Below are 26,978 nucleotides of genomic sequence, written 5' to 3'. Positions count from 1 at the left end.
CGTAAAAAATGATAAGGTCAATGGAACTTATTAGAGTTCTATTGACCTTATCATCCCATATTTTATTCTTTACTCTTTAAAGTATCTTTTAACCGTGTTTCGGGAATCATAACTTTCAATTCCACTAATCGAGAACCGTCCATTTTTTCCGTTTCGAGAAGTATACCATTGTGAAGTGTAATCTGTAGTTGTTCATTATTACCGGGAATTCGACCTAATTCAGTTAAGACGAATCCCGCAATTGTGTCTACGTCTTTAACGTTGATATCACAATTAAATTCATCATTAAAATCGTCAAGTGTCATTCGACCTTGTACGATATATTCATGTGCATTAATTTTTCTCAATGTATCATCAGGGCTATCTGACTCATCGTCGATATCGCCAACAATCTCTTCAATTAAATCTTCAATTGTGGCAAGTCCAACAACACCGCCATATTCATCCAATAAAATAGCTAATTGAGTGTGTGTTTTCTTCATTTCGAATAACAAATCATCAACAGCCATCGTTTCTGGAATAAACATGGGCTCTTGCATAATTTGACGTAAACTAATTCTATCGAACCCTTTTGCTCTAGCAGCTTTAAGCAAATTTTTGATATGAACAACGCCAACGACGTTATCTTTATCATCACTATAAACGGGTACACGAGAATAAGGTTGATTTAAAATAGCATCAATATTACGATCATTATCGTTTTGTAAATCAATCATAAAAGCATCAGTTCTAGCGACCATAACTTCACGAGCGAATTTCGTATGTAACGAAATAACGCCTTCCATCATTTCATATTCATCTGAATCAATAGCACCACGCTCTTCACCAGTTTGAATCATATGAACAATTTCTTGTCGACTAATAACCTCAATATTATTTTTATTAAACTTAATTGGTGTTATTTTTTCTAATGCACGGATTGAAATTGATAACAACCAGTTAAATGGTTTGAAAACAATCGCAATAAGTTGAATAGGCCCAGTCGTTGCTCTGGCAATTTTGTCTGGCATCTGTAGTGCCAATTGTTTAGGATATAATTCTCCTAAAACTAATGAAAAATAAGATAAAATCAACGTAACGATAACTACTGCAACATCATGTGCCCACACAGCACTCCCAAACAATGGTTCAACATATTTAGCCAAAGATGTTGCTGCAAAAGCTGAAGACAAGAACCCGGCAAAAGTAATACTAATCTGGATAGTTGATAAAAATGATGTCGAATTATTTAATATACCAAGAATTCTTATTGCACCTTTATCTCCAGCTTTCGCCTCTGCCTCAATTTTATTACGATTTACTGAAACTACTGCTAATTCTGCAGCTGAAAAATAGGCATTCACTAATGTCAAAATGACTAATAATAACAGCTGCAACAGCAGTTCGTGACCAGGGTCTGAACTCATTTACTCATCCGCTCCAATTCATTTGTCTTTATTTTTTAACCTACGGATATTATACACCTATTAACATGCAGAAATCCGATTGCTAATTGCTAGTTGTCTCATCACTAGTTGAGCTCGTTGAACTAGTTGTATCTGATGTTGAACTAGAATATGATCTTGTTGTGTTATCGGTACTAGAAGTATCTGAACTTGTTGTACTATCTGAGCTTGTATCAGCATTAGAGTATGAACTTGCTGTACTTGTACTATCTGAAGTTGTATCGTCATTAGAGTATGAACTTGTTGTGTTGTCTGAAGTAGTATTATCAGAACTTGTATTATCTGTGCCTGTTGTATCTGAAGATGTAGTATCTATACTTTTTCCACTTCCAGCAACGACCTTAAGCGTTTGCCCAGGTCTTAATGTTGTATTTTCCATGTCATTTAATGCAATTAGTTCCTTCACTGTCATATCATGGCTTAACGCAATAGATGACAATGAATCACCATAAACAACAGTTATCGTATCCGTATCAATATTAGAACTTGACGACGAAGACGACGTTGATTTACTTTTTTTAGACACAGATTTTTTCTTTTCAGTTTTCTTCTTTTTTGATTTTGGTTTTGATTTTTCACTAGACTTACTCTTACCATATTTCGATTCAGCTAATTTTTGTTGTTCAGCGTACTCCTTTTTTTGTTGGTCAGATGACCCACGAGTAGCAACCCACTCAACGACGTCATGACCAGCCTTCGTACTAGCTAATATCGTCCCACCACCGATACACACAACTGCAACTATACCAATAATTACTTTCGTTCTTAATTTCATAACTTCCTCCGAGTTAACTCACATTTATTTAGGTACTTTTATTTTTTGTCCTACATGCAAAAGATTTGATGATAATTCATTGATGTCCATCAATTGATCACTGGTTGTATCATTGGCAGTCGCGATACTTGATAAACTATCCCCACTACCTACCTCAAACATCTTCGTACTAATTTTACTGATACTTTCTTTCTTTTCACTACTTTCCTTCTTTTCACTACTTTCTTTTGCTGCTGACTCAGAACTAGCCACCCTTTCAGATGACTCTCTAGCTAGAACGGATTCACTTTCTGCCTTAGCTTTAGCAAGCGACTCATTCTGCCGCTTTTTTTCAGCAGACCGTTTGGCTGACTTGCTTGAAGCAGCTTTAGCTGATTTAGATTTAGAAGATGCCACCACTTTTTTAGAGACATCAGCTCTACTAATTGAGCTTGAAATTGCTATTTTTTTTGATTCACTTACAGACTTCTGACGTTGGGCGATTGAACTCGATTCTTGCTTGTCATTGTTCATTTGAACATACTTGGCAGAAACTGTTCCTATCACTGCTAAAATCAAAATACCAATAACCATCAAAGCTAGTTTACCGTGCTTTTTACCATTTTTCTTTTTTAAAAAATATTTTGTATCGTCAAATGCTTGTCCGTTATAAAAGGCATCTCTACGACGCAACTCAATTGATCGAGGCATATCAGGATCAAAATGCGTTTTTTTATATTGTGTATATAAGGTCTCTACACTAAATGATTTACGTTCTGAATCACGTTGTTTATCGTACTCACTTCGTTTCTCATCAGTCAAACTATCGTACCAAGCAACAAAATCTAAATAACTCATAACGACTTTTTCAGACTCACCGATATCCATCAGTTGACCGTTTTGAATCCAGGCAATTCTGTCTGTTAAGAACTCCATTTGTTGTAAATCTTGACTAGCAAGTACAAAAGTTTTGCCCTCTGTTTGTAGGCTTTTAATTTTATCAACCGTTTTTTGATAAAAAATATCATCTAATGCTGATAGAATACCATCTAAAATAATAATATCAGGTTCAATGAAGAAGGCCATTGCTAACTCAACTCGCGCACGCATATCGGGAGAGTAATCTTCAATTTTACTTTCTTTTAATACCCCTAAGTCAGCAAAATTTAAAACATTATTCAAAGTTTGATCACTATTTTTGTAATCAATCTTAGAATCAGTAATTGCTTCTTGAATATTTTGCACAGCCGTTTTATCGCGTTTTAATTGTGTCTCATATGATACAATCGTCGTGTGACCGGCCATCGTTAGAAAACCCGTTGTTTGTTTGGCTTTACCGGCTAGAATGTCAGATAACGTTGCTTTCCCTGAGCCACCCATGCCAATAATACCAAAAAATTCACCACGATAAATATCAAACGAGATGCCCCTTAAAGCCCAATAAATATCTTTCGAATCTTTATCAATTTTTCGATTTTTTTTACTTGTTATACCTTTTGTAACATACTCTAATCGAATTTTATAATCTTCCATTTTATCACCATTAATCATTCAGTTATTTTAATTCTCAATAATAACATGTATACACTTACGCTTATACAATTCTACCATTAATCACTAAAAATTAACATCTTATCCGATGTTATCAGTATTTATATTTTAAAAAATAAAAAGCATATCCTCCCAAAAGGAGAATATGCTTACTTACCTAAGATAATGTCAGAAACTTTTTGAGAAGCTTTTCCATTATCCCATTCAATAAATTTATTTTGAAAATCTTTAAATTGTTTTTCGTAACCAGGATAATCACCATTTTGCGTATAGACATCCAATTGTTTATAGAAATCTGGTTCTTTTTCTACGATTGGTCCTGGCGCTTCCATCTCAAAGTTGATATAAAAGCCGCGTAGTTCATCCCGATAATGTTCTAAATCATAACAATAAAACATCATTGGTCGATTCAAATTAGCAAAATCAAACATCACTGACGAATAATCCGTAATCATCATATCACTCATTAAATATAATTCAGTAATATTTTCATCTGCCATTATTTTAACACGATCTTCAAATCCTTCGATATTAATACTATTCTTAACTAAATAATGAGGCCGCATAATTAAAATAGTATCGTCTGATACATGTTGAAAGAATGATTCGAATGAAAAAGCCATTTCGAATTTATAAACACCCTGAGTATAAAAGCTATCATCACGCCATGTTGGCGCATAAAGAACCACTTTAGCATCTTCATTACCAAGATACGTTTTCTTTAAAGCTCTAATATCTTTTTCATTATTATCCGCATATAAAATGTCATTCCTTGGGTATCCAATATCCAAGGATTTATTTTTAAAAGCAAATGCACTTTCAAAAATTTGCTTTGAATAATGATTAGGCGCTATTAAATAATCCCAACGTGCTGTTTCCACTTTAAAATTAGCATGGTATAACGCTGTCGTTGTACCTGGCATTGAAACATTTTCAATATCCATTCCTAAATGTTTCAACGGTGTCCCGTGCCATGTTTGTATATATGTAGTCTTCGGATTCTTTTTCCACCAAATAGGTAATCTTGAATTAAAGACCCAAAATTCAGCCCTCGCCATTTTGATAGTCCAAGAAAATCCAAAGCGTTTAATTAAATTAATTTCCGGATATTGTTCTTTTAATTTAGTGTACATGCTTGGTTTAACGCTAAAATATAAAAGCTTCGCATTTTCTTCACCAAGATCTCGTCTAGTCTGCTTGTAAATGGCCATCGGGTTATCGTTAACATCGCGCCCATTAAAGCTTTCAAAGACAACTTGGTGTTTTTTAATTGAAAATTTAATTGTAAAATCATTTAACGTTATTAAAATTTGGCGACCAATCCGCTTAACCACTTTTTGGACTATTTTTTTAATTTCATTCATTATTTTGTTCTCCTTACTACAAAAGATAAAATAATAAAATATTTTACAAGTTCATCCCTAAATCTTTTTTAATTTTTGTTGTTGAAATACCATCTGTTCTTGGTAAGTAAATAACTTCACAGTAATCGCTTAAAAAGTCAAACTTACCTGCCCAATCATCACCCATCACAAATGTATCAATCTGATTATCGACGACGTCACTAATTTTTTGGTCCCATTCAGTTTCTGGAATCACTTCATCTACGTACTTAATTGCTTCTAAAATGAACTTACGATCTTCATATGATGTGTAAGCCTTTTTCCCTTTAATTGCGTTAAATTCATCTGTTGAAATACAAACTGTTAAATGGTCGCCCATTGCTTTAGCGCGTTGTAAAATACGTACATGACCCTTGTGTAATAAATCGAATGTTCCATAAGTAATTATTTTTTTCATGTTTTTGCTCCTCCGTCGTTATCAATAATAATTTATTTTATCATAAACTGTTATGACTGTCTTATTTTTCCTGCAATTGTCTAATATCGTAAAAGTATTTAATAACAACTTTTACAACAGCATATAAGGGAATTCCTAAAATCATTCCTAGAAGCCCAGCAATGTTACCAGCTACTAGTAATAATACAATAATCGTCAATGGATGTATATTTAATGATTTGCCTATAACATTAGGATAGACAAAATTACCATCAATTTGTTGGACAATTAACACAACAATCACGACAAAAATAACCATTTGAGTAGACTGTGTTACCGCAATAATCAGTGCTGGGAAAATACCAATATAGGGTCCAATATAAGGAATAATATTAGCAAGGCCAGCCACAACTCCTAGTAACAAAATATACGGCATACCAATAATTGAATAACCAATAGCGGTAAATACCCCAACGAAAATACATTCAATAGCTTGTCCACCAATGTACGCTGAAATTGTATCACCCATGCGGTCAAGTAACTCAACGAGCTCATCCCCATGTTTTTCTGGAACAAGTTTTTTAAGCGTTGGGACTAGTTTTTGACCATCTTTTAACATATAGAACAACATCACAGGTACTGTCAGTGCAACAACTGTCACACTCGTTACAACCCCAATCATTGATCCTATCGAGTTCGTCAAATTGGTTGCAATTGATTTGAAGTAGGTCCCAATAGAATTTTCAAACTGGTTTAAATAGCTAGTAAAATCAATTTCTTTAAACCAAGCATATTTATTTAAATGATTAAACGTATCTTTTGACGACTCACTAACTGCATTTGCATAATCTGGTAGGTTAACCACCAATTGACTTAGCTGACTGACTACTCTCGGAATCAGGTACCCTATTAAGGCAACTAAAAGAATTGCTAGGAATACAAATAGAATGGCAACTGACAACGTTCGAGAAAATTTGAATTTTTTGATTTTTATTTTCATTAAAAATTTAACGACCGGATTAAATAAATAAAATAAAAACCCAGATATAATAATCGGAATAAATAATGTGGAAATAAACGTTCCTATTGGACTAAAAATAAAACTTATTTTTGTACACATCCAAATTAACGAGGCAACGATTAATAATTCAAGTGACCAAAACATCAATTTAGACTTTTTTAATCTATCAAGCATCGATATGGTTCTCCTTTAATTTATGTATAGTAATTTCATTATACCGTAACCTGTCTAACAATTATAGCGTTTCACTTATCCTCATTATTGAACGATAAATTAATTCAAAAAAAAGACGCCAAATGGCGTCTTTAAACTGCTTAATTGATTACTTCACTTTTATCAATCCAACCGGTTGTCCCATCACTCATCGTGATAAACAGTAATGTCGAACCGACTTTATTTTTTTGAATAGGATCAATTAAATAACCCGTTTTATTCACGATACCTTCATTTGTAACTCTGGCATCAATATTTTTTACAAATTTATAATTTTTAGATCCATAAACCTTTGACCAAACTTCAGCACCATCTTGAACATGGACGGTCGTTTCTTCAACTACTGTTTCTTGAGCTTCATAAACGCGTCCATTCATGACAAAATCAACTAACCGTTCAGTTGCATGTCCATCATCCCAAGCATTATAAGTCGCTACAAATTGATCATAATTGTGATGGCGTTCATCCGTTGCAAATGCTCGTTTAATCTCAGTAATGACAGCATCTGTATCCTTAACGATTGGTCCTGGTACTTCTTTTTCGTAGTCAAAGTAAAAACCACGAATATCATTTGCATACTCATCTAAATCATATGCAAAGAAAATAATAGGACGTTTTAACGCTGCAAAATCAAAGAAAACAGATGAATAATCTGTAATCAACAGATCACTAATAAGATATAAATCATTAATATCTTCATAATCAGCAACGTTCAGCGCAAAGCCTTCATAATCAGTTAAATCTAATGAGTTAGCAATTAAATAATGCGTTCTAACAAGAACGATAATATCATCGCCAAGTTCTGCTTTCATCTTATCTAAATCAAGATGTAACTTAGCCGTGAAATAATCAGCTTTAACGTATTCATTATCTCTCCAAGTAGGTGCATATAGAATAACTTTTTTGTTTGGATTAATTTCTAAACTTGCTTTAATACGATTGATATCTGTCTGTGTATAATTCGTTAAAATATCATTTCTAGGATAGCCAGAATTAATCATTTGGTTACGGTTCAAACGGAATGCACGTCTGAAAATATCTGACGAATATTCATTTGGCGTAACAGAATAATCCCAACGATCAGAATCTTTTGTAACTTGGCTATGATATTTAGCAGCATCAACGCCAGGCATTGACCCTGTATTTACGTCAACACCAATCGTTTTTAATGGCGTACCATGCCATGTCTGAACAATTGTTGTACCTTCAGGTTTAACCCACCATAATGGTCGACGAACATTCGTAAACCAATATTTTGCTCGAGCTTGTTTGAAAATACCTTTAAATGAGAATCGTGTCACATAGGGAATATGATTTTCTTTAAAATAAGCAACATAATCCTGGTTCACATTCCAGTACATCTTATATTTAGGGTAACGGTCTTTCATGTATTCATAGATAGCTTTTGGATTATCACTATATTTACGACCAAAGAAACTTTCAAATATAATAATATCTTTCTTTGACATTTTACCGATAATACCAAATGCTTTTGGATACCATTTATTAAACTTAACGATCTTTTTAATTTTATTTCTAATTACTTGAACGCTTGGTTCTTGTGGTAATAAGTGATCGCTAATCATTGCTTCAAAAACTTGCTTTGAAGCATCCCCTTGACGACCATACGTACAAAATTTATCATAAAATTCAATCAATTGTTGCGCGTAGGTTGTCTGTAGATGATTAAAATCGCTTAATTCGTCAATTATTTTTGCCGTTGTATCCACAATTGGTCCTGGAACCGTACCATTATAATCGAGATAAACACCTCGTGTATCTTCTGTATAATCTTTTAAATCATATGCAAAGAAAATCATTGGTCGTTTAAGATGTGCGTAATCAAACATTACTGAACTATAATCAGTAATTAACGTATCCGCAATTAAATATAAATCTTCAACTGTTGGATAATTAGACACATCAAAAGTAAATCCTTCAAATTCAGTTAGATCAATTTTATTGGCAACGAAATAATGTAGCCTTACCAATAACACATATTCGTCACTCAATTTAGCTTGCATTTGTTTAATATCTAACTCAAAATCAAATCCGTCTTTATTTCGGTAGGTTGGTGCATATAATACGACCTTTTTATCCAATGGCATGCCAATAGATTCTTTAATTTTAAGGATATCAGTTTCATTATTCTTTTTATAAAGTACATCATTTCTTGGGAAGCCAGAGTGAACAACCTCTTTTTCAAAATTAAATGCGTGACTAGCTGTTTCATCCATATATGGCGAAGGTGAAACAAGATAATCCCAACGCTTAATTCGTTTCATGAAATTATTCTGACGTCCTTTTGAACCATCTTTGAAATAAGGTTCATCAAATCCCATCGTTTTCATGAAGGTTCCATGTAACGATTGAACTTCAACTTGTCCTTTTCGTTTTGCATATTGGTTAGGGAGGTTAGTATTTTCAATAAAATACTTAGCTCGCGCCATGTAATACCAATACTTTTTACTGAAGTAGCGAACTCGTTTACCATTGCCGGTTATTGTTGTATTCGGATCCTTGAATAACCAGACACATTCATAATCTGGCATGTTTTCTTGGACATAATCATAAATGGCTTTTTCATTACCATTGAAATAAGCGCCCCAATAACTATCAAAGACAATCGTTTTCTTCTTTAAAGGTAATAAACGTTGTAGCGGGTAATATAGTGAGAAGTTAATTGCCCGTTTTCGTTTGGTTGCGTCCTGCTTATCCCACGATAATTTTTGGTTTAAAACCAAAAAATTGTTTTTTGTTTCGTATAATGATGTTCTTGCTAAATGATTTGTACGACTTTCTAGCGTTTCTACACGTTCTGGTTCAGTTGTAATTTGCGAACGAACAACTTGGTCAGCACTATAAAAATCAAGATAAAGATTATATTTTGCTGCCTTAATGAAACTGTCTTGTTGTTCATTAATTAAATTCAAATTAACGATTATTTGACCGTTATCATCGACAGTAACGTCATTAAATTGATATTTATATTGTTCCTCTTGATCGATTACACGTAAAACAATTTTTTCTGCTGAACTTTGAAACAATGTATTTTCAGCGATTAATCGTAGCCGACTATTATCTAACCACTGGACATCCATTAGTTTTGAAAAATGTGGTGCGATATTTAGTCCAATCATTTCCTTCATATTCTTTTGAACGAGTAAACTATATTGTGCTATTTCATATTCTTGCGGTTTATCAACATGTTCAAACTCATAGCTTAATTTCAATTCTTTTTCATCAATTAACTGGAGTCTTTTTTGTGTTACAGAACTTAACTCGGCTACTTCAGTTATTGAGAATTCAAATTTCACTTGATGTTCACTAACATTTATTTTTTGTCCACTAATTTGAGGCGCAATTTCATCATCACTATTTTCAGTAACAATTAACTTCGTACTTTCAGGATTATTTAACCATGTAGAGACCACTAATTTACTATCATTCACACTAATATCTTGAATTAGATTAGCTTGAACATTTTTTTCCGTCTTTATTTCATTTGCTGTCAAAGTCATCGCATTAAAAGCTAATGCCCAGTCAAAACTAAAATCAGTTTTAATTTGATAATCATTACCAGAAAAAATATTACTTATAAATTTACGCTTAGGATTAGCTAAAAATTCCGTCACATTAATATTTTTAACTTGATAATTAACTTGTATTTTCCAAATGCCGTTTCCTAATATTTTGTATGCCTCTTGTTGATCAAATGACATTCTAAAATAACGATAGTTACGGTGCTTAAATAAATGACGACGACGCTTGACGGTTTCTCGTTCAAACGTAATTGGCATTTCTTTCCCATTTATAATGTTAATCAAATTAACCGTAAATTTTTCGTCTAATTTTTTTGTAACTTTCAATTGATTGAGTTGCAACCAACCCTTAATAACTATCTCACTTGTCATTTCATCAGAAAAAACATTTAAGATTCGTTGTTCGAATTTTTGTGATTGTCCCACATCAACCGCTTTAGCAACATCTAAAGAGATAGCCGGATCTTCATATTGATAGCGATTATTTTTTTCAACAATTTTTCCAATATTTCTACGACGATAACTATATTTTTTTAAGTCTTTAATATTCCCCTGTAACACAGCAGCATATTGAATTTGATTTTTAATTGATAATTGCTTAAATAATTCTGGATTAATCGTTCTAATAAGTAGGACTGTAATTTTTTGAAATTCTAATATGTAATCTTCTTCCGATTCTCGAATATCTTGCATTGATAGCGGAATATCAGTTGTTAATAATTTCAGATCAAATGCATCCATAACATTTTGAGTTGCCCCATATTTTTTCATGTATGAACGCGTTAACTCTAGCATTTCCAATCGGTCTTTATAATGTTGAATATCATTACCTCGACTTTGAGTGATAGATTTGCTATCACCTTCACGCCAACGCCATTCGTATACAATATCAGTAATAATATCAATATGGTTAGCCAATAAATGAGCTGCCATCATCACAGGAATATCTTCATATAACATTCCCACAGGGTAGCGCAAATTATTGTCGATAAACAAATTTAATCGATAAACTTTATTCCATGAAGTTGTGTCATAAACTAATTCTGGGTGTTCTGCAATTGATGTTTCATAAACAGTATCTTTAATAGCAAATTTATGAATGTAAGAACGTGAACTACGTTTAGAATTAAATCGTTTAACTGCACCAGTTGCCAAGTCTGAATCAGTCATCTTTACCGACCCCATCAAAAGACTGTATGCGTCAACTGGTAATAAATCATCCCCATCTACGAAGGCAATATATTCTCCGGTAGCGGCTTCAATTCCTGCATTTCTAGCAGCACTAGGTCCAGCATTTTCTTTGTGAATTGCTTTAATATTGTCAAAAAGTGATACATACCGATCCATAATTTCGGCAGTCCCATCAACTGATCCATCATCAACTAAAATAATTTCTAATTGTTCATAACTTTGGTTAAGAACTGATTCAATACTTTCTTCAATGAACTCTTCAACATTGTATCCCAAAATAACAACTGAGAGTAATCCATTATTTTTTGTCATTATTAATTGTATTCTCCTTAACAATTCTTTTGTCCAAATATCTAATAATTATATCATTCCTATTTATAATAATATATTTTTTTTATATTACATTCCATGGTATTTAACTGTTCCATAACTTTTTGATCAGTATTAATAACCCCGTTCCATTCAAATAATGAATTGGCCTATCAGTCATATTCATGTATAATTAGAAGGCACAAAATATATTTTATAGGGGAGTTCTAAATTATGAAAATCAGTAAATTCATTGGGATCACATTACTGTTTACAGCACTTGGCTTAGGGATAGCCAGTCACAGTACATCTAGCTCTGTCTCAGCAAAAGTTAAACTATCATCTTCAAAATACATTGCACATGCGCCTGTTAGAATTAAAACGAAAGCTTATAATGTTTATGCTTACCCTCGAACTTTAAATTCAAAATCAAAGTTCATGCACTATGGTTCAAGTTATCATTCAACAACTTTTTACATCACAAAAACGATTAAATTATCAGATGGAAAATCATATTCTTGGCTAGTTAATGGTGCTGGAAAAGCGTATGGCTATATAAATACCAAAGCCACAACCGTTTATGCATCTCCCAAAACAGATAAATCAGATAGTAACCATACACCTGTTAGAATTAAAACAAATGCTTATAATGTTTACAGTTATCCAAGAGCATTACACGGTGCTTCTACATTTATGCACTATGGTACTAGTTATCACTCAACCACTTTCTACATTTCCAAAAAAATTACAACGGCATCAAATGTAAGCTACTCAAAACTAACATATAGTGACGGAACTTTGTATGGTTATGTGAATACTAAAGCATTAACGAATTACGAAACCGTTAAAGATATCAAAACTTCTTCATCAAAAACTAAATATCGTATCACGTCTGACATCTCTAACATTCATAACGCACCACTAAACACTATTTATGGAAATAAAACAACACATTATTCAAAAAATTACTTCGATACTGATTTATATATCACCAAAACAGAAACACGAACACAAGATGGCGCTAAATTTTCATATGTTAAAACTGGGAAAAACGATCTCGGTTGGATTTATAGTGGCTATTTAGCAGCCTGGACACCTGCTACAGATGTTCTTGTTGATATGCATGATGGTAGCCTAGATACAGGCAATAAATTAGCAAATACTGCGGCTACTAATTTCTATCAAAAAAAGCCTAATTATTCTTCAGTTGATGCAACAACAAAATCAGGTAGTACTTATAATGCAACTGGTTCAAAACAATTTAAAACAAATTATTTCTTAACTGCTTCATATAAATCAAGTGGTGATTGGGGTAATATACAAGGATTTGTTATCAATGGTCACTACCTTTATGCATCAATCTCAACTGATTCGAAAAAAGGAACTGGTAAGATTGTCCGTTTTGATACTGATAAGATGAACGCATTAAATCTAAATAATAGTAAGGGATTTGGAGAATTATGGCAGGCTTTTTACTACCTCCGTCAATCGCAATCTCTTAGCTACTACAAAGCAAACTACCCTGCTTCAACTTATAAAGGTAAATATAATTTCTATGTTTCTAAATATAATGCATACAAAAAATATGAATCTATCATTAAAGTCGGTCCTGAATTCATAATAGGCCATGGTCAATCTTTAGATTATAAAACAAATGGTTCAAATAAAGGTCTCTACATGTATCGTGATACAAGCTCAAAATCACTTACTGAATCCGACACAGTAACTATTCAACATATCAATTCGTCAACGCTAGCACCTGATAACTATACTAATATGCAATGGAACGATGGTTATGGTAATTTTATGCAAAGTAATAATTTAACTTTTGCAGATAACAATAACTTCTATTCATACACAATGATTGGTAGCGGATCTGGTTCAGCCGGTAAGTATATTCGAATTTGGAAGGGATCTATAGATGCCGACAATAAAGTCACCGTAAAAGTCGTTGGACAATTAGCCAACCGGGTGGGTGACTCTCCACAATCAATTGCTTATAGTTCAAAAACAAATAAAGTTTACCTCGTAACAGATGACGCTTTTGTCGCTGTTAACGCTTCGAAATTAACAGTTGATAATAATCATAACAGTGCCTTAACAACAAATGATGTTTCGTATACCCGTATCAATTCTTCACGAGAAACTGAAGGGATGCAAATCATTAACGGTTACGCCTACATGTTATTTAATAGAACACCTGAGTTAATTAAGTCAACAACAGCCGGTTATTAATCAACCATTGTTGTAACTATAGTTATCCTAAAAAATAGCAACTACCATTTTAAAAATGATAGTTGCTATTTTTTATTCTAAATTACTATGGCTCGCCTTCGCCTGATCATTTGATACGTTGTCTCTACGACTTACCTTCAGCACTAATGCATCCAGAGCAATATGCACACTTTGATCAAATAGCGTACTCAATAATTGGATTGACTTTACACTATTATCAGCTTTTGTTGCACCAGGCACAACGACAACTGAGTTAGATACTTTCGCTAAAGGAGACTCGCCGTTACTTGTAAGCCCGACTACTTTAACGCCAATTTTCTTAGCACTTTCAGTTGGTTCAAGTACACTCTTAGTTGTCCCAGAGCCAGAAACAGAAACTAGCACATCCCCTTCTGCAATTGACGGTGTAATTGTCTCACCAATTACAAAGACCGTATAACCGATATGCATTAATCTCATTGCGAATCCTTTTGCCATTAACCCAGATCGCCCAGCACCTAAGATAAAAATTCTTTTATCTTTCGTAATTAACTTCTCAGCACCATTTAATTGGTCATCACTAACTTTAGCAATGACCGCGTTAATTTCATCCATTATTTCATCAAGTAAACTCATTTAATAACCTCCATAAATTTTTTTGCCATATCTAATGGTTTCTCATTATTCATTATTTTACCACCAACAATGATTCTTTCCACGATACCTTGAACAGCCAATCTTTTTGCCTGTTCAATATCAATACCACCGGCAACCGCGATTTTTTTTATATTTGGAAATTTAGCATGGAATTCAGCCACCGCTTTTACGGCATCAAAATCTTGATCTTTCTTATCATGTGAGTAATGTAATCCAAAAATGGCTTCATCAAATTTTTGTAATTTTTCAATTTTCGTCTCATCTACTTCCAATAAATCTATCAGAATGTTTTTTTTCTGATTAACCGTTAATTCATAAACTTGTTCAATCGTATCAATTGACGAACTTGCCATAACCGTTAACGTATCCGCGTTAGCAGAGAATCCCTTTTCAAATTCATAAACACCCTCATCAATTGTCTTTAAATCAAATAATACTTCTGATTGATTAACTTTTTCCGTAACAGATTTTAACGCATTTATCCCATAATCTTTAATCAAAGAGGTCCCAACTTCGATGACATTGACAACACCATCTAAGTAGCTGACGCTCTCCATAAGGTCTTCTAACGTAACGCGATCAATAGCGACTTGTAATTTCATTATTCCTGTACGCCTTCCTTTTTATAAAAATCCTGTAGTTCTTTAGGTGTTGGGTAGCCATCATTATCACCTGGTGTCTGAACTTGAAGCGCACCAACTGCATTTCCTCGTAAAACGGCTGACTCCATAGATTTGTTTTCCAATAATGCTGTAATAACGCCTAATGCAAATCCATCGCCTGCACCAACAGTATCCACAACTTTATCCACTTTGAAGCCTTTAATCGTTTTCATACTACCATCTGAATTTTTGATAAATGCACCACTTGCACCTATTTTAACAATTACCGTTTTTGTCCGTTTGCCTTTTAAATAAAAGTCGGCAATTTCTTCTGGATTATCACTGCCCATCAGAATTTTTCCTTCTTCAACACCTGGTAAAACAACATCTGCATAACCTGCCAGTTCATTAACGGTCGCAACCATATAATCTTTACTTTTCCACAATGTTGGTCGTAAATTAGGGTCAAATGTAATGAATTTTTGGTTATCCACAAGGCGTGTTAATAACGTTCTAAATGTTTTTTCGGCCACATCTGAAATAGCTGGGAAAATACCAGACATATGCGCTATTTTAACATCATCTAAATTTATTGCATCAATTCGATCACTTGTTAAATGAGCTGCAGCTGACCCTTTACGGTAATTAAAAGTCTCTGGGTCACCCGTTGATACGAGTTGTTTCAATTGATGCCCCGTCCAATGATTTTCACTTTCGCTAATATAATCGATACCCACACCATGTCCTGAAATAATACTCTTCGCGTATTGGCCAAAAGGTTCTGTTCCAACTCGAGAAACATATTCAACATCATGCCCTAAGCGTTTAACTCCGATCGCTACGTTTAATTCTGCGCCACCTAATATTTTCACATAATTAACTGATTCTGATAAGCTTTGATCCATATCTTTTGAGGCAAATGTAATGATTGGTTCGCCAATTGTTATAACTTCACTCATTATATTTTCTTCCCTTCATGTCTCTTAATTTTAACCGAAAAAGTAATAAACTAAAACTTCATTAATAATTGAAACAAACCACATGATTGGAACACCTCTTTTTAATAAATCTTTTGATTGAACTTTCATATAATCAAGGCCCCAAACATTCCATGATTGCGTGATTCCTGTTGAAACAGCAAGAAGCGCAGGCACATAGAGAAGTGGTAATAAGAAGGCATCATTGAACAACCCGGTTCCCGAAAGAACCGCTGCAGTTGCAGCTCCAGCACCCCAAACATGTAACGGACCTCTGAATAACGCGAGCGGTGCTAATACTCCAAATACAATAGCAAGGATTAAATGGTCATGCGGTAATATCAGACTAAATACATGTTGAAACCTAACAGCGTTCAACTGAGCAGCACCAGCAAACATCACTAACGCCATTAAAAACATAATCAATCCTGCGATATCACCAATCGCTTTTTGAATCGTACTATTCAAGAAGTCGACGAAATTTTTATATCCTTTCATATTTCCAGTAACAGCTATCGCAAACAATGTTGCTAAAGTTAATCCTGGAATAGCATCCCAGCCGAAAATCATATTCATAACGACCGGAATAATTGGTGCAACAAATGCAATTTTTGGTATGGGGCGACTTTCAGAATTTTGTTGTGTCTCACCAATAATTTTTAGATTTGAATCAACATTTTCTTGAGTAAATTTCTTGCGATGTAAAACTAAGAAAATAATTACCGCGATTAATTGAACTGTCATTGCTGTCCAACCGAAGATTAAGTATTGTCCGCCGTATACGGCATTTGGAAAAAATGCTTTAATTTGATTGAATAAAACAACATTAATGTACATTGGTGCCCCAATTGACATGACAAATGCAGTAAGTGCGATGTCTCTTGGAATACCTAGGGATAACATGATTGGTAATAAGATAACCCCTATCGCAATCACAGATCCCACTCCGTATGCGCTTACAAAAATAAACGCTGTTACCAAAACAATTAAAATAGCTGCTATTAATGGTCGTTTTTTCCCAACTTTTTTTGTTGCTTCTGAAATTGCAGGCGCAATCCCACTATCAACAAGAACCCTTCCGAACCATGATCCAAATGCAATATAGATAATTGTCGGTCCATAATTCAATGCTGGTTCAGCAAATACTTTTTGAACTGCCTTATCGAATGGAATTTGTCCAATGATAGACCATAAAATAGCCATTACGAAGAACCCGACCATGATGTTTCCACCCTTTAAAATATAAATAATAAATCCTACAAAAGTGATTAATAATAAAATCGGTATTAGGGTTGCCATAAGCTAGTCCTCAATTTCTTTTTTTAATAACACTATCTGGGATTGAATTAACGCTTTGTTATCCATCGGATATTCAAGAGCGAAAGCCACTTTTTTTGGTAGATGGGCTAAAATAGCTCGCCAATCAAACATTCCTTCATCTAAATTTTTCGACGTCATTAAGTTTCCAGCATTATTAATAACGTTTTTCAAATGGATATAGTCCGTGTATTGTGAAAGCTCATCTGCACTCTGAATAGCATCTTGTTTCGTAAAAGCCCAATTACCAAGATCATAAACATAACCAACAGGCACATTTTGTCGTTTAGCACTTTCTAAAAATGTCGTTAATGCCTTAACACTGCCACTTAATGCAGTTTGATCATTTTCAACATTCATTGTTATTTTGTCTAAAGGAAATTCACTAAAAGCCTGCTTTAAATCTCCAGTAAATGCCGCAAAATTTCCAATATTAAATTTAATTTTTTTGATTCCCATAATTAAACCTTCTTGAAAATAAGTAACTAATTTAGGGTTTAACGTGCCATTGTCTAAAAAAACTTGATCAGGAACACTATAATTAACAATTAATCCGTATTGTTTTGCTTTTTTTGCAACTTTGGGTAATTCACTATCTAAATCTTTAAAATATTCACGTCTAACTTCGATACCGTCAACACTTAATTTTGAAACGCGATCAACCAATTCATCCTGTTTAATTCCATTTTCTACATCATTCTCAAAAATCCATGTATTTAAAATAACTGTCATCATTTTTCCTCCAATATTAATATTTATTGAGTTTCTTTACCCTATTCATTAATGTCTCAAAATTCATGTCCTCGAATTTTTCTGCATTTTTATTATCAAAATTTTCTCGTTCTATCTCGTTAAAATTTTCTGCTAAGTAATATGCCGTCAAATAGGCTGCAAGGTAATTCTTAGCCGTTTTCACCATGTTTTCATCCTCAAACTTAGCCTCTACAGTTGTAGAGGCAAAGCCCAACGCAAATTTATCAACATCTAAAAAAGTTCTTTTATCCATTTTTAGCGCCTCCAATTCATTATCTATTAACAAGTTAGGTAAACGTTTACATGGATAGTATATATGCAGTATTCCATAATTGCAAGTCTTAAATATAAATATATATTTCTAAACAAGGTAAACGTTTACTCCAGTAAGGTATCTAGCCTGTTTATTTTTTTAACTTTAAATTACATTTTAAGGACAATAAAAAAAGACTTACCCTTGAGCAAGTCTTTTCCATATTAGTATCTACTTAAATTCAGCAGGTATAATTATTTTTTTATTTTTCGTATTTGTTTCACCATTTAATTCATTCAACAATAATTCTGCTGCACTAGCACCTAGTAAAAAAGGATTTTGATTAATCAACGAAGTTCCTGAATTAATCGCTTTTATGACTTCAGTATCTGAAAATCCCGTTACCGCTACCCGTTGATTGACCATGAATCCATCAGCGATAATTTTAGGTAGTAAGTAAAGCAACCAACGTTCCTTCAACGCAAATACAAGCGTTCTTTTATCATCACGTATTAATCTATTTTTCAGTTCAGCATATGTTTGATTTAATTTTGTATCACCATCTATAACCTCAATCACCTTAGTGTCTGGACTGACCGAATTAATTCCGTTATACCGCTCTTCCCGAGTTGAAATACCTGTCACTTCACCAGTAATGATAATGACTTGATCAAATCCTTGATTTAGATAATATCTTGTTACTTGTTGGCTAATATCAAAGTTATTTGTAACAACATTAGCTAAACTAGAATCAGAAAGTTCACGATCAACAATAACAATGGGCATGTCTCGTCTAACCGCATCCCTTAAATCGGCTTCTTTTCTAAGTATTGGTTGCATGATTAGTCCATCAAACGATTTTTCGCCAATAATTTTAAGGATACCTTGTTCTTTATATTTATTAGAATCGGAATCAAATAAAACCGCTGTATAACCTTGTGCATCTAAAATTGAGCTAATACCTTTAAACATTTCTGTGGCAAAATAATCATCCACATCTGAAACAATTGTAGCAATCATTCGACTTTTTTTTGTAATCATCTGTCTAGCCGCGTCATTAGGGACATAGTTTAATTCTTTAATCACATTTTGGACTTTCAATGCTGTCTCTTTAGACATACGCTCTGTTTTACCATTCAAAAAACGTGATACAGTTGCGATTGAAACATCTGCCTTACTTGCAACATCTTTTATATTCGCTTTAGTAGCCATTTTTTCATCCATTCATTAATTATATTATTTCGTCTAGTTTTCCTTTTATTCCGTTGCTAAACTATCTATATATTACCATACTGCTCAATTTATTAGAAAATACCTCACTAAAATAGTAAATAAAAAGGATAATTCTACTTAAAATTCAGAATTATCCTTTTTATTTATTATTTTCACGTTCCGCTAGTTCGAGGTAACGATTGTACCAGATATCTATATATTCTTTAGAAAATGGCCCTTTCCCGTTATCTATCCAGTCCACAAGTGTTCGGACGTTATACTTCAATATCTTATCGATATCGTCAGAATATTCCCATTTTTTCCCGTGTTCTGCATATTCATCTACATCCAATAACCGTTTCTCACCATCTGGGAAAACTTTGACATCTAAATCATAATCTATATATTTCAAAGCTTCCTTATCTAACGTGGCTGGTGAAGCCAAATTACAATAATAAGAAACGCCGTTATCACGTATCATGGCTATAATATTAAACCAATAGTGTTTATGAAAAAAGATAATTGCTGGTTCTCTGGTCACCCATCGCCGGCCATCTGCTTCGGTCACCAATGTATGATCATTACACCCAATAATCATATTCTCACTTGTTTTCAACACCATCGTATCACGCCATGTTCGATGCAAACTACCGTCGTGTTTATAACTCTTTATGGTAATGAAGTCGCCCTCTTTAGGCTCCTTTGACTGATTACTCATCTCTACCAAAACCCACTTTCTAAACACGTAGTGCATTTTACATCGATTGCATGAATATTATACCAAAAAAAGAACTATTTTACTAAAATTTATTTGAAGAAAGGCTGATATATTTGTCCCAAATTTTTTGTTGTACTTTAGGAACTGCAATCTGGTCAAAATCTTTTTCAAGTATGAATTCGCCAGGAAAATAACTTAAGTCAAACGATTTACTTTTCACGGTAAATAATTCAATTAACCATTTTTGATGGGTAAAGGTATGTTTTACGACGGAACCTTCTAATGCTGAAAAAATCAACTTATGGTTCAAATTATCTTGGCTCCATTGGCCTAATTTTATAACTAAATCATCCGTTAATAACACGTCTCCTGGTTTGTCTTCCAGTTCTTCCAGCTTAATTAAAGGAAACGCTAATAAATTTGCGAGCATCCCTTTACTAGAACGTTTCTCAAATAAATACCCTTTTTTTGTTTCAATTATCAAAGCAATATAGGGCATTTCAACTGGTCGCGGCTTCTTTGATTTCACTGGATAATCAAGTTCTTTACCATCTAAATAAGCTTGATTAAACGACTTAACTGGAGAATGTTCAGAATCTGGATTCTTAGCACTCATGTAACTTGAACCCAAATCCATGACAGCTTGGTTAAAGTCTCCAGGTCTTTCTTTAGAAATAATTTGTTGAATGACTTTTTCAAAAATAAGTCGGGTCTGTGGTTTCGCAATATCATCTTCTATCTCAAATAAGCGTGAAAATACACGAAAAGCATTACCATCAACGGCAGGAACAACTTCGTTAAAAGCAATACTTGCGATTGCTCCGGCAGTATATGGCCCAATTCCAACTAAATTTTGCAGTTCCTTAGCTGTTTGCGGCCATTGCCCAGAATAATCTTGAACAACTTGTTTTGCTGCTTTTTGCATGTTTCGAACTCTTGAATAGTAACCGAGTCCTTCCCATGCTTTTAAAATACGTTCTTCTGGCGCATTAGCAAAATTTTCAACACTCGGAAACCATTCCATAAATCGTTCATAGTACGGAATAACCGTATTTACTTGTGTTTGTTGGAGCATAATTTCTGATACCCAAATATGGTAGGGTTCATGGTCTCTGCGCCAAGGAAGATCCCTTTTTTCACTATCATACCAAGTTAACAATGCCTCTTGAAAAGCTGTGATTTTTGCGTCATCCCACATTATCATTCAAGCGCCTCATCTTGTTCTTTCAGCTCAATATATTCATTAATATCATCAAACTGAAACCCTTTTTGAAATAGCCCCTGTTTAACTTTCATGGCGCGCTGACTACCTTCCAAGCGACGTTGCCGTTTCCAGACTTTATCCCCTTGTTTAACAAGTGCATCCCATTCGGCTTCGGGATCAATTTCAAGTTCTAAGGCATCCATTATTTGTGAAATGTCATCAGACTTAAAGCCTTTAGTCATTAATGCCTGACGAACCTTGTTCTTTAAATTACTAAACGATTGATCGTGGTAATGCTTAACTAATTTTTCGGCGACTTTAATTCCATTTTCTAATTGGTCATCAACTGGAAATTCTTCTAAGGCTTCATCAATACTTTCAGCTGCAACACCTTTTAATCGTAACTTTTGGCGAATGACTGTTGGTCCTTTATCCGACGTGTGCATCATTGTTCTAACGTAACTTTTAGCATATTCAAGATCATTTACTAATCTAAATTCATATAACTTTTCGATTGTTTCTTCAATCGCGTCTTCCGTAATTTCATGTTTCTTCAAATAATCCTTAATCTCTTTTACGGTTCGCATTTGCGTTGATAAATAGTTTAACGCTTTTGAATACGCTTTTGAACGATCATCTGCATCAGCAATTTGTTTAATTAATGCCTCATCTAATTCCATCCCTTTAGCAAGATGAAATGAAATAAGAACTTCTTCCCCAATTGGAAAAGCATATTTTTCATCCAGAAAGACATTATATCGTCCAGCACGTTTTTGTGTGGTTATTTTTGTGATTTTTTTTGTCATATAGACTCCTTTAAATGCTTATCTTGTTATTATATCTTTGAACTGCCAAAATGCCAATATTCCTGTGTTATAATAAGAAAAAAGCAATAAGGAGTTTATAAAAATATGTCAGACAATCAAGAATTTGGATCAGAAATTGAAGCCGGTTCACGTTTTCCTTTAACTATTAAACGCTTAGGTATTAATGGTGAAGGCATCGGCTATTACAAACGTAAGATTACATTCGTACCTGGTGCTCTTCCAGACGAAGTCGTTGTAGCAGAAGTCACTAGTGTTGCAGATTCTTATATCAACGCTAAAATTCATAAAATTCGTAAACAAAGTCCTGTTCGCGTTGAACCAAAAGACGCAACATACAGTGAAGTCGGCGGAATTGAATTAGAACATTTAAACTACAAAGGCCAATTAGCTTTCAAAAAAGATGTTATCGTACAATCTTTAGAAAGATATAAACCGCGTGGTTATGAACACTATGATTTAAAAGAAACTATCGGTATGCAAAATCCATATGAATACCGTAATAAAGCGCAATTCCAAGTTCGCGAAAAAGATGGTCACGTCATCGCTGGACTTTACAAACCAAAGAGTCATGATTTAGTAGACTTAAAAGAATTCAGTACGCAACGTCCTACAACAATGCTTGTTATTCGTCACGTTGTTGCGTTATTAGAGGAACTCGGAATTCCTATTTACAATGAAGAAGCTAAATCAGGTATTATCAAAACGCTTGTTGTTCGTGAATCTTTTGATACCGGTGAGGTTCAATTAACCTTCATCACAAACTCGGCAAAATTACCTAAGAAACGTGAACTAGTTATGCATATCTTAGAAGAATTACCTATGGTTACTTCTGTCATGCAAAATATCAACAAAGGTGAAACATCACTTATTTGGGGTGACGAAACCATTAATATCGCTGGCCAAGACTTCATCATGGAACGTCTTGGTAAAATGAAATTCAAATTATCAGCACGTGCTTTCTTCCAATTAAACCCAGTTCAAACTGGCGTTTTATACGATGAAATCAATAAAGCTCTTAACTTAGATAAAAATGAATCATTAGTTGATGCTTACTGTGGTGTTGGTACCGTTGGCCTTTATGTTGCCCATGGTGCTAAAGAAGTTCGCGGTATGGATACAACACCTGAAGCGATTGAAGATGCACGAGAAAATGCTGTTCTATCACATCAAGAAAATACCACATATGAAGTTGGTAAAGCTGAAGATATCTTACCTAAATGGTTGGAAGAAGGTTTCGTACCTGATGCCCTAGTTGTTGATCCACCACGTACTGGTTTAGATGATCAATTAATTGAAGCCATCAATAAGAGTCGTCCTAAAAAATTTGTTTATGTATCATGTAATCCATCGACACTCGCAAAAGATTTAGAATTGTTAACAAAATCATACCGCGTTGATTATATTCAACCCGTTGATATGTTCCCACAAACATCAAAAGTTGAAGCCGTCGTTAAATTATCACGTCGTTCTTCAGGAAAATAAAGCAAAAAAAGAAGCCATAAAATGGCTTCTTTTTTTGCTTTAACTATTCGTTCGACCAACTAAGACGCTACCATAAGCCCAATAGGTCTTTCCTGTTTCAATAACTGTAAAACGGTACATATATGAATCTTCTTTACCATTTTCTTTAATTGTAGCCATGCAATCTACATTAACTGCTTTACCTCTAATTGTAGCATCACTTGCTCTTCCTGTTGTTACTGATAAATATGCTGAATTATAAACATGATTATGCAAGTAGTAAGTGCTTGTCGTACTTACGGTTCCAGTCTGTTTAAGTGACTTATAAGTAATTGATTGATTAAATGTTAAGGCCTTTGAATAAACCCAATATTTATTTAATCCTGATTTAATTTGATACCAAGTTGTTCCTTGGCTTCTATTTTCTGCTCGAGCTAATAATTTCACTGTTTGCCCAGTTAATTGTGTTGAAGAACCATAGTTAACCGTATTATCAGTAGAGTTCTTAACTGAGTTATAAAGCATATATTTATTACTATTAACTTTTGCAGTTTCTGAACCAGATGCACTATGCATTTCTAAATTAACTAGTGCATCCTTATTGACTGCTCCTGTGTAAACCCAATGATCATCTGAACCAATTTTAATACGATACATCGTTGATTTAGCACCATTATAATCAGTTATAACGGCTTTTTGATTAATTGTATATGTTCTATTTTTATAATTGGCTGAATCACCTGTCTTTTTAGATAGATAATCTGAATTGTATACATGATCATGTAACTGATATGACTTACCATTAAATTTAGCTGAAACATTCATTGGTGAGTAACTTACTTTTCTTAATTTTAAGGCGTCACTATAGATCCAATATTTTGTGGATGTCCCTTTAACACGGACGCGATACCAAGTAGTGCTACCATTTTTAACACCACGCATATCTGCATACAATGTTTTACCGCTTAACTTGCTGCTTGAACCTTTATCGACTGCGCCGACCGTCCCTTTAACATGGTTATAAAGACGGTAACTTGTATTATTCATCTGAACAGTTTCTGATCCAGCTGCACTGTGATATGCGACCTTCACACCTAATTGTGTGTAGTATTCTTTGATTAAATCATACAAGTCTGACATTGAATATGACTCATTAAACCATTTATTACCAGATTCGCTATAGTAACCAACTGGATCACCATGATCAGTTGCACCTAAATACTTACTGACATCTGCATGTGCCCAAACTGTTGCGCCCGCTCCATGATTGCTAGCAGTTGCTAAACTTGGTTTCAACCCATATTGTTGTAAAATATAGGCAGTATAGTAGGCGGCATTATTAACTTCTCGTGCAAATGCCGACTTGCTATGAACACGCGTTTCTTCAAATTGCACGAAACGTTGGTTACCTTTAGGACCAGAGCCCCATGACATGACGTTCGTTTTTGCAATATTAATAATATTATGATCGTCAACAAAACTGTGCACAAATGCATTACCATAATTGGCTTTCATAAAAGCCATTTCACCATATATGGTAGATGATGGGTTAGCTGTTTCATGAACAACAACACCTTCTGGTTTACCTTGACGATAAGTCATATCATCGGTTGGAAAACCACCCCAGATAGCACTTGTAATCTCATTTGGTGCAATATGTTGAGAATGTATATAATTATTTACCTTTGATGAAGCCGAAACTGATTGATTCATTAATCCAGCCGCTACAATCCCCAAAACAATGGCAAAACCCATTACTATTTTTTTCTGCATTTTCAATAACTCTCCTATTTTTTTATTGCTATCCCTTAGCAATATTAGTTCAACAACCTAATAAATTAATGTTTATTAATGGCTCCCTTATAGACCCAATGATTAGTAGATCCAATTTTGACTCGGTACATCGTTGATTTAGACCCATTGTAATCAGTAATAATCGCTTTTTTATTAATTGTATAAGTTCTATTATTATGTGTTTTTGATTGACCTGTCTTTTTAGATAAATAATCTGAATTATAAACATGATTATGTAACTGATATGATTTATTATTAAAATTTCCTGTATTTTTTACTGTAGAATAACTTGTTTTTCTTAATTTTAATGCTTGTTTATAGATCCAATACTTCGTTGATGTGCCTTTAACTCTTACTCGATACCAAGTTGTGCTACCTTCTTTTACGCCACGCATGTCCGCATAGACTGTCTTACCTGTCAACTTAGCAGCCGCACCTTTATCACGACTACCTGCTGTTCCTTTAACATGATTGTAAAGACGGTAACCAGTATTAGCTACTTTGACTGTTTCAGAACCGGCTGCGCCATTATAAGCGACTTTAACGGTATTATCTAAACTAGCTAAATTATATCTAGAAATTAAGTTATTTAATTTTTTACCGTAGGCACTACTTGTCGAGTATTTTAAACTCAATGATGCTGTTGCTTTTTGATAAGTACTAGCTTTTTCACGCCATGTACCTGAGTAATACTTAGCATCCCAACTTACACCGTTACGTAAATGGTTGGCATAATCTTGAATAGATGCTTTAGCATTTGGGTATTTTTTAAATTTAGACACCGCATAATAAGCTTTCCCTTTGCTATTATATTCCAATGATTTAACTGAATATGATTGTCCCTTATAGGCACCCTTCATACCAAAAAAATTATTAGCCTTTTTTGCCAACGTACTTTGACCCCAAGAAGATTCAAGAATCATCTGTGATAGCATCACTGATGGATACAAGTTTTTATCTTTTGACACTGCTTGAATCGTTGGTCCATTCTTTTCAATGAGAGCCTTTGTTTGGGCAGTCGTGGCTGCCGTAACTGTTGATTCATTTTTACTTTGATTCCCAATTGGTAAGTTTATTGAGCTAAATCCCGTAATAGCAACAAATGTTACCGTAACTAATTTTGTTAACAACTTTTTATTTTTCATATTTCCCCCTATTTTTCCGAAATTATCAGCTTTAATTAT

At 33.9% G+C, this 26,978-nt stretch carries 21 protein-coding genes; 2 read left to right on the top strand and 19 right to left on the bottom strand.

Annotated elements, in window-relative coordinates:
* Nucleotides 1–62: 62 nt before the first annotated feature.
* From AC1RPG_RS04550 to AC1RPG_RS04520, 7 genes are all read right to left on the bottom strand, one after another.
* Complete coding sequence (locus AC1RPG_RS04550; RefSeq protein WP_481761506.1) at nt 63–1,406, bottom strand: hemolysin family protein; 1,344 nt, start codon at nt 1,404–1,406, stop codon at nt 63–65.
* Nucleotides 1,407–1,488: 82 nt separating this feature from the next.
* Complete coding sequence (locus AC1RPG_RS04545) at nt 1,489–2,220, bottom strand: LysM peptidoglycan-binding domain-containing protein (protein WP_481761507.1); 732 nt, start codon at nt 2,218–2,220, stop codon at nt 1,489–1,491.
* 24 nt (nt 2,221–2,244) lie between these two features.
* A complete protein-coding gene (locus AC1RPG_RS04540; RefSeq protein ID WP_481762410.1) occupies nt 2,245–3,732 on the bottom strand; it encodes an ATP-binding cassette domain-containing protein in 1,488 nt (495 codons plus the stop codon).
* Nucleotides 3,733–3,899: 167 nt separating this feature from the next.
* Nucleotides 3,900–5,105: a CDP-glycerol glycerophosphotransferase family protein gene (locus AC1RPG_RS04535; RefSeq protein WP_481761627.1), complete on the bottom strand. Its 1,206-nt coding sequence runs from the start codon at nt 5,103–5,105 to the stop codon at nt 3,900–3,902.
* A gap of 52 nt (nt 5,106–5,157) precedes the next feature.
* The gene (tagD, locus tag AC1RPG_RS04530) at nt 5,158–5,550 is read right to left on the bottom strand and encodes a glycerol-3-phosphate cytidylyltransferase (RefSeq protein ID WP_481761509.1); all 393 of its coding nucleotides are present in this window, start codon (nt 5,548–5,550) and stop codon (nt 5,158–5,160) included.
* A gap of 61 nt (nt 5,551–5,611) precedes the next feature.
* Complete coding sequence (locus tag AC1RPG_RS04525; RefSeq protein WP_481761510.1) at nt 5,612–6,724, bottom strand: AI-2E family transporter; 1,113 nt, start codon at nt 6,722–6,724, stop codon at nt 5,612–5,614.
* 140 nt (nt 6,725–6,864) lie between these two features.
* A complete protein-coding gene (locus tag AC1RPG_RS04520; protein WP_481761511.1) occupies nt 6,865–11,808 on the bottom strand; it encodes a CDP-glycerol glycerophosphotransferase family protein in 4,944 nt (1,647 codons plus the stop codon).
* Between the two features lie 231 nt (nt 11,809–12,039).
* On the opposite strand from AC1RPG_RS04520, the gene AC1RPG_RS04515 reads away from it, so the two are divergent.
* A complete protein-coding gene (locus tag AC1RPG_RS04515; protein ID WP_481761512.1) occupies nt 12,040–14,040 on the top strand; it encodes a hypothetical protein in 2,001 nt (666 codons plus the stop codon).
* Between the two features lie 72 nt (nt 14,041–14,112).
* Here the strand turns inward: AC1RPG_RS04515 and hxlB are convergent, their stop codons facing one another.
* The 10 genes from hxlB to recX all read right to left on the bottom strand — a co-directional run bounded on the left by hxlB (nt 14,113) and on the right by recX (nt 22,518).
* Nucleotides 14,113–14,655, bottom strand: coding sequence for a 6-phospho-3-hexuloisomerase (gene hxlB, locus AC1RPG_RS04510; RefSeq protein ID WP_481761513.1), 543 nt, complete (start codon nt 14,653–14,655; stop codon nt 14,113–14,115).
* Nucleotides 14,652–15,278 (bottom strand): orotidine 5'-phosphate decarboxylase / HUMPS family protein, encoded by a 627-nt coding sequence (locus AC1RPG_RS04505; protein ID WP_481761514.1) that lies wholly within the window; start codon nt 15,276–15,278, stop codon nt 14,652–14,654. The genes hxlB and AC1RPG_RS04505 overlap by 4 nt, the downstream gene beginning before the upstream one ends.
* Nucleotides 15,278–16,237, bottom strand: coding sequence for a sugar kinase (locus tag AC1RPG_RS04500; protein ID WP_481761515.1), 960 nt, complete (start codon nt 16,235–16,237; stop codon nt 15,278–15,280). Before AC1RPG_RS04500 ends, AC1RPG_RS04505 begins: the two co-directional genes overlap by 1 nt.
* A gap of 30 nt (nt 16,238–16,267) precedes the next feature.
* A complete protein-coding gene (locus tag AC1RPG_RS04495; RefSeq protein ID WP_481761516.1) occupies nt 16,268–17,554 on the bottom strand; it encodes a gluconate:proton symporter in 1,287 nt (428 codons plus the stop codon).
* Between the two features lie 3 nt (nt 17,555–17,557).
* The gene (locus AC1RPG_RS04490; protein ID WP_481761628.1) at nt 17,558–18,304 is read right to left on the bottom strand and encodes a sugar phosphate isomerase/epimerase family protein; all 747 of its coding nucleotides are present in this window, start codon (nt 18,302–18,304) and stop codon (nt 17,558–17,560) included.
* A gap of 16 nt (nt 18,305–18,320) precedes the next feature.
* Nucleotides 18,321–18,578: a hypothetical protein gene (locus AC1RPG_RS04485; protein WP_481761517.1), complete on the bottom strand. Its 258-nt coding sequence runs from the start codon at nt 18,576–18,578 to the stop codon at nt 18,321–18,323.
* 231 nt (nt 18,579–18,809) lie between these two features.
* Nucleotides 18,810–19,790, bottom strand: a complete 981-nt coding sequence (locus AC1RPG_RS04480) for a LacI family DNA-binding transcriptional regulator (RefSeq protein WP_481762409.1) — start codon at nt 19,788–19,790, stop codon at nt 18,810–18,812.
* A gap of 160 nt (nt 19,791–19,950) precedes the next feature.
* Nucleotides 19,951–20,508, bottom strand: a complete 558-nt coding sequence (gene ntdP, locus AC1RPG_RS04475; protein WP_481761519.1) for a nucleoside tri-diphosphate phosphatase — start codon at nt 20,506–20,508, stop codon at nt 19,951–19,953.
* An 82-nt stretch (nt 20,509–20,590) separates the two neighbouring features.
* Nucleotides 20,591–21,712 carry an A/G-specific adenine glycosylase gene (gene mutY, locus AC1RPG_RS04470; RefSeq protein ID WP_481761520.1) on the bottom strand — a complete coding sequence of 374 codons (1,122 nt, stop codon included), beginning with the start codon at nt 21,710–21,712 and terminating at the stop codon, nt 20,591–20,593.
* Nucleotides 21,709–22,518 carry a recombination regulator RecX gene (gene recX / locus AC1RPG_RS04465; RefSeq protein ID WP_481761521.1) on the bottom strand — a complete coding sequence of 270 codons (810 nt, stop codon included), beginning with the start codon at nt 22,516–22,518 and terminating at the stop codon, nt 21,709–21,711. The genes mutY and recX overlap by 4 nt, the downstream gene beginning before the upstream one ends.
* A 105-nt stretch (nt 22,519–22,623) precedes the next feature.
* Here recX and rlmD point away from each other — a divergent pair, with 105 nt between their 5' ends.
* Complete coding sequence (gene rlmD / locus AC1RPG_RS04460; protein WP_481761522.1) at nt 22,624–24,021, top strand: 23S rRNA (uracil(1939)-C(5))-methyltransferase RlmD; 1,398 nt, start codon at nt 22,624–22,626, stop codon at nt 24,019–24,021.
* Between the two features lie 39 nt (nt 24,022–24,060).
* Here the strand turns inward: rlmD and AC1RPG_RS04455 are convergent, their stop codons facing one another.
* Both AC1RPG_RS04455 and AC1RPG_RS04450 read right to left on the bottom strand, forming a co-directional pair.
* The gene (locus AC1RPG_RS04455) at nt 24,061–25,773 is read right to left on the bottom strand and encodes an N-acetylmuramoyl-L-alanine amidase (protein WP_481761523.1); all 1,713 of its coding nucleotides are present in this window, start codon (nt 25,771–25,773) and stop codon (nt 24,061–24,063) included.
* 65 nt (nt 25,774–25,838) lie between these two features.
* A complete protein-coding gene (locus tag AC1RPG_RS04450) occupies nt 25,839–26,939 on the bottom strand; it encodes a glucosaminidase domain-containing protein (RefSeq protein ID WP_481761524.1) in 1,101 nt (366 codons plus the stop codon).
* Nucleotides 26,940–26,978 lie beyond the last annotated feature (39 nt).

The sequence above is a fragment of the Dellaglioa sp. CoH-57-MRSF-18 genome (assembly GCF_056781995.1).
This window is presented reverse-complemented; position numbering and strand designations above follow the sequence as displayed.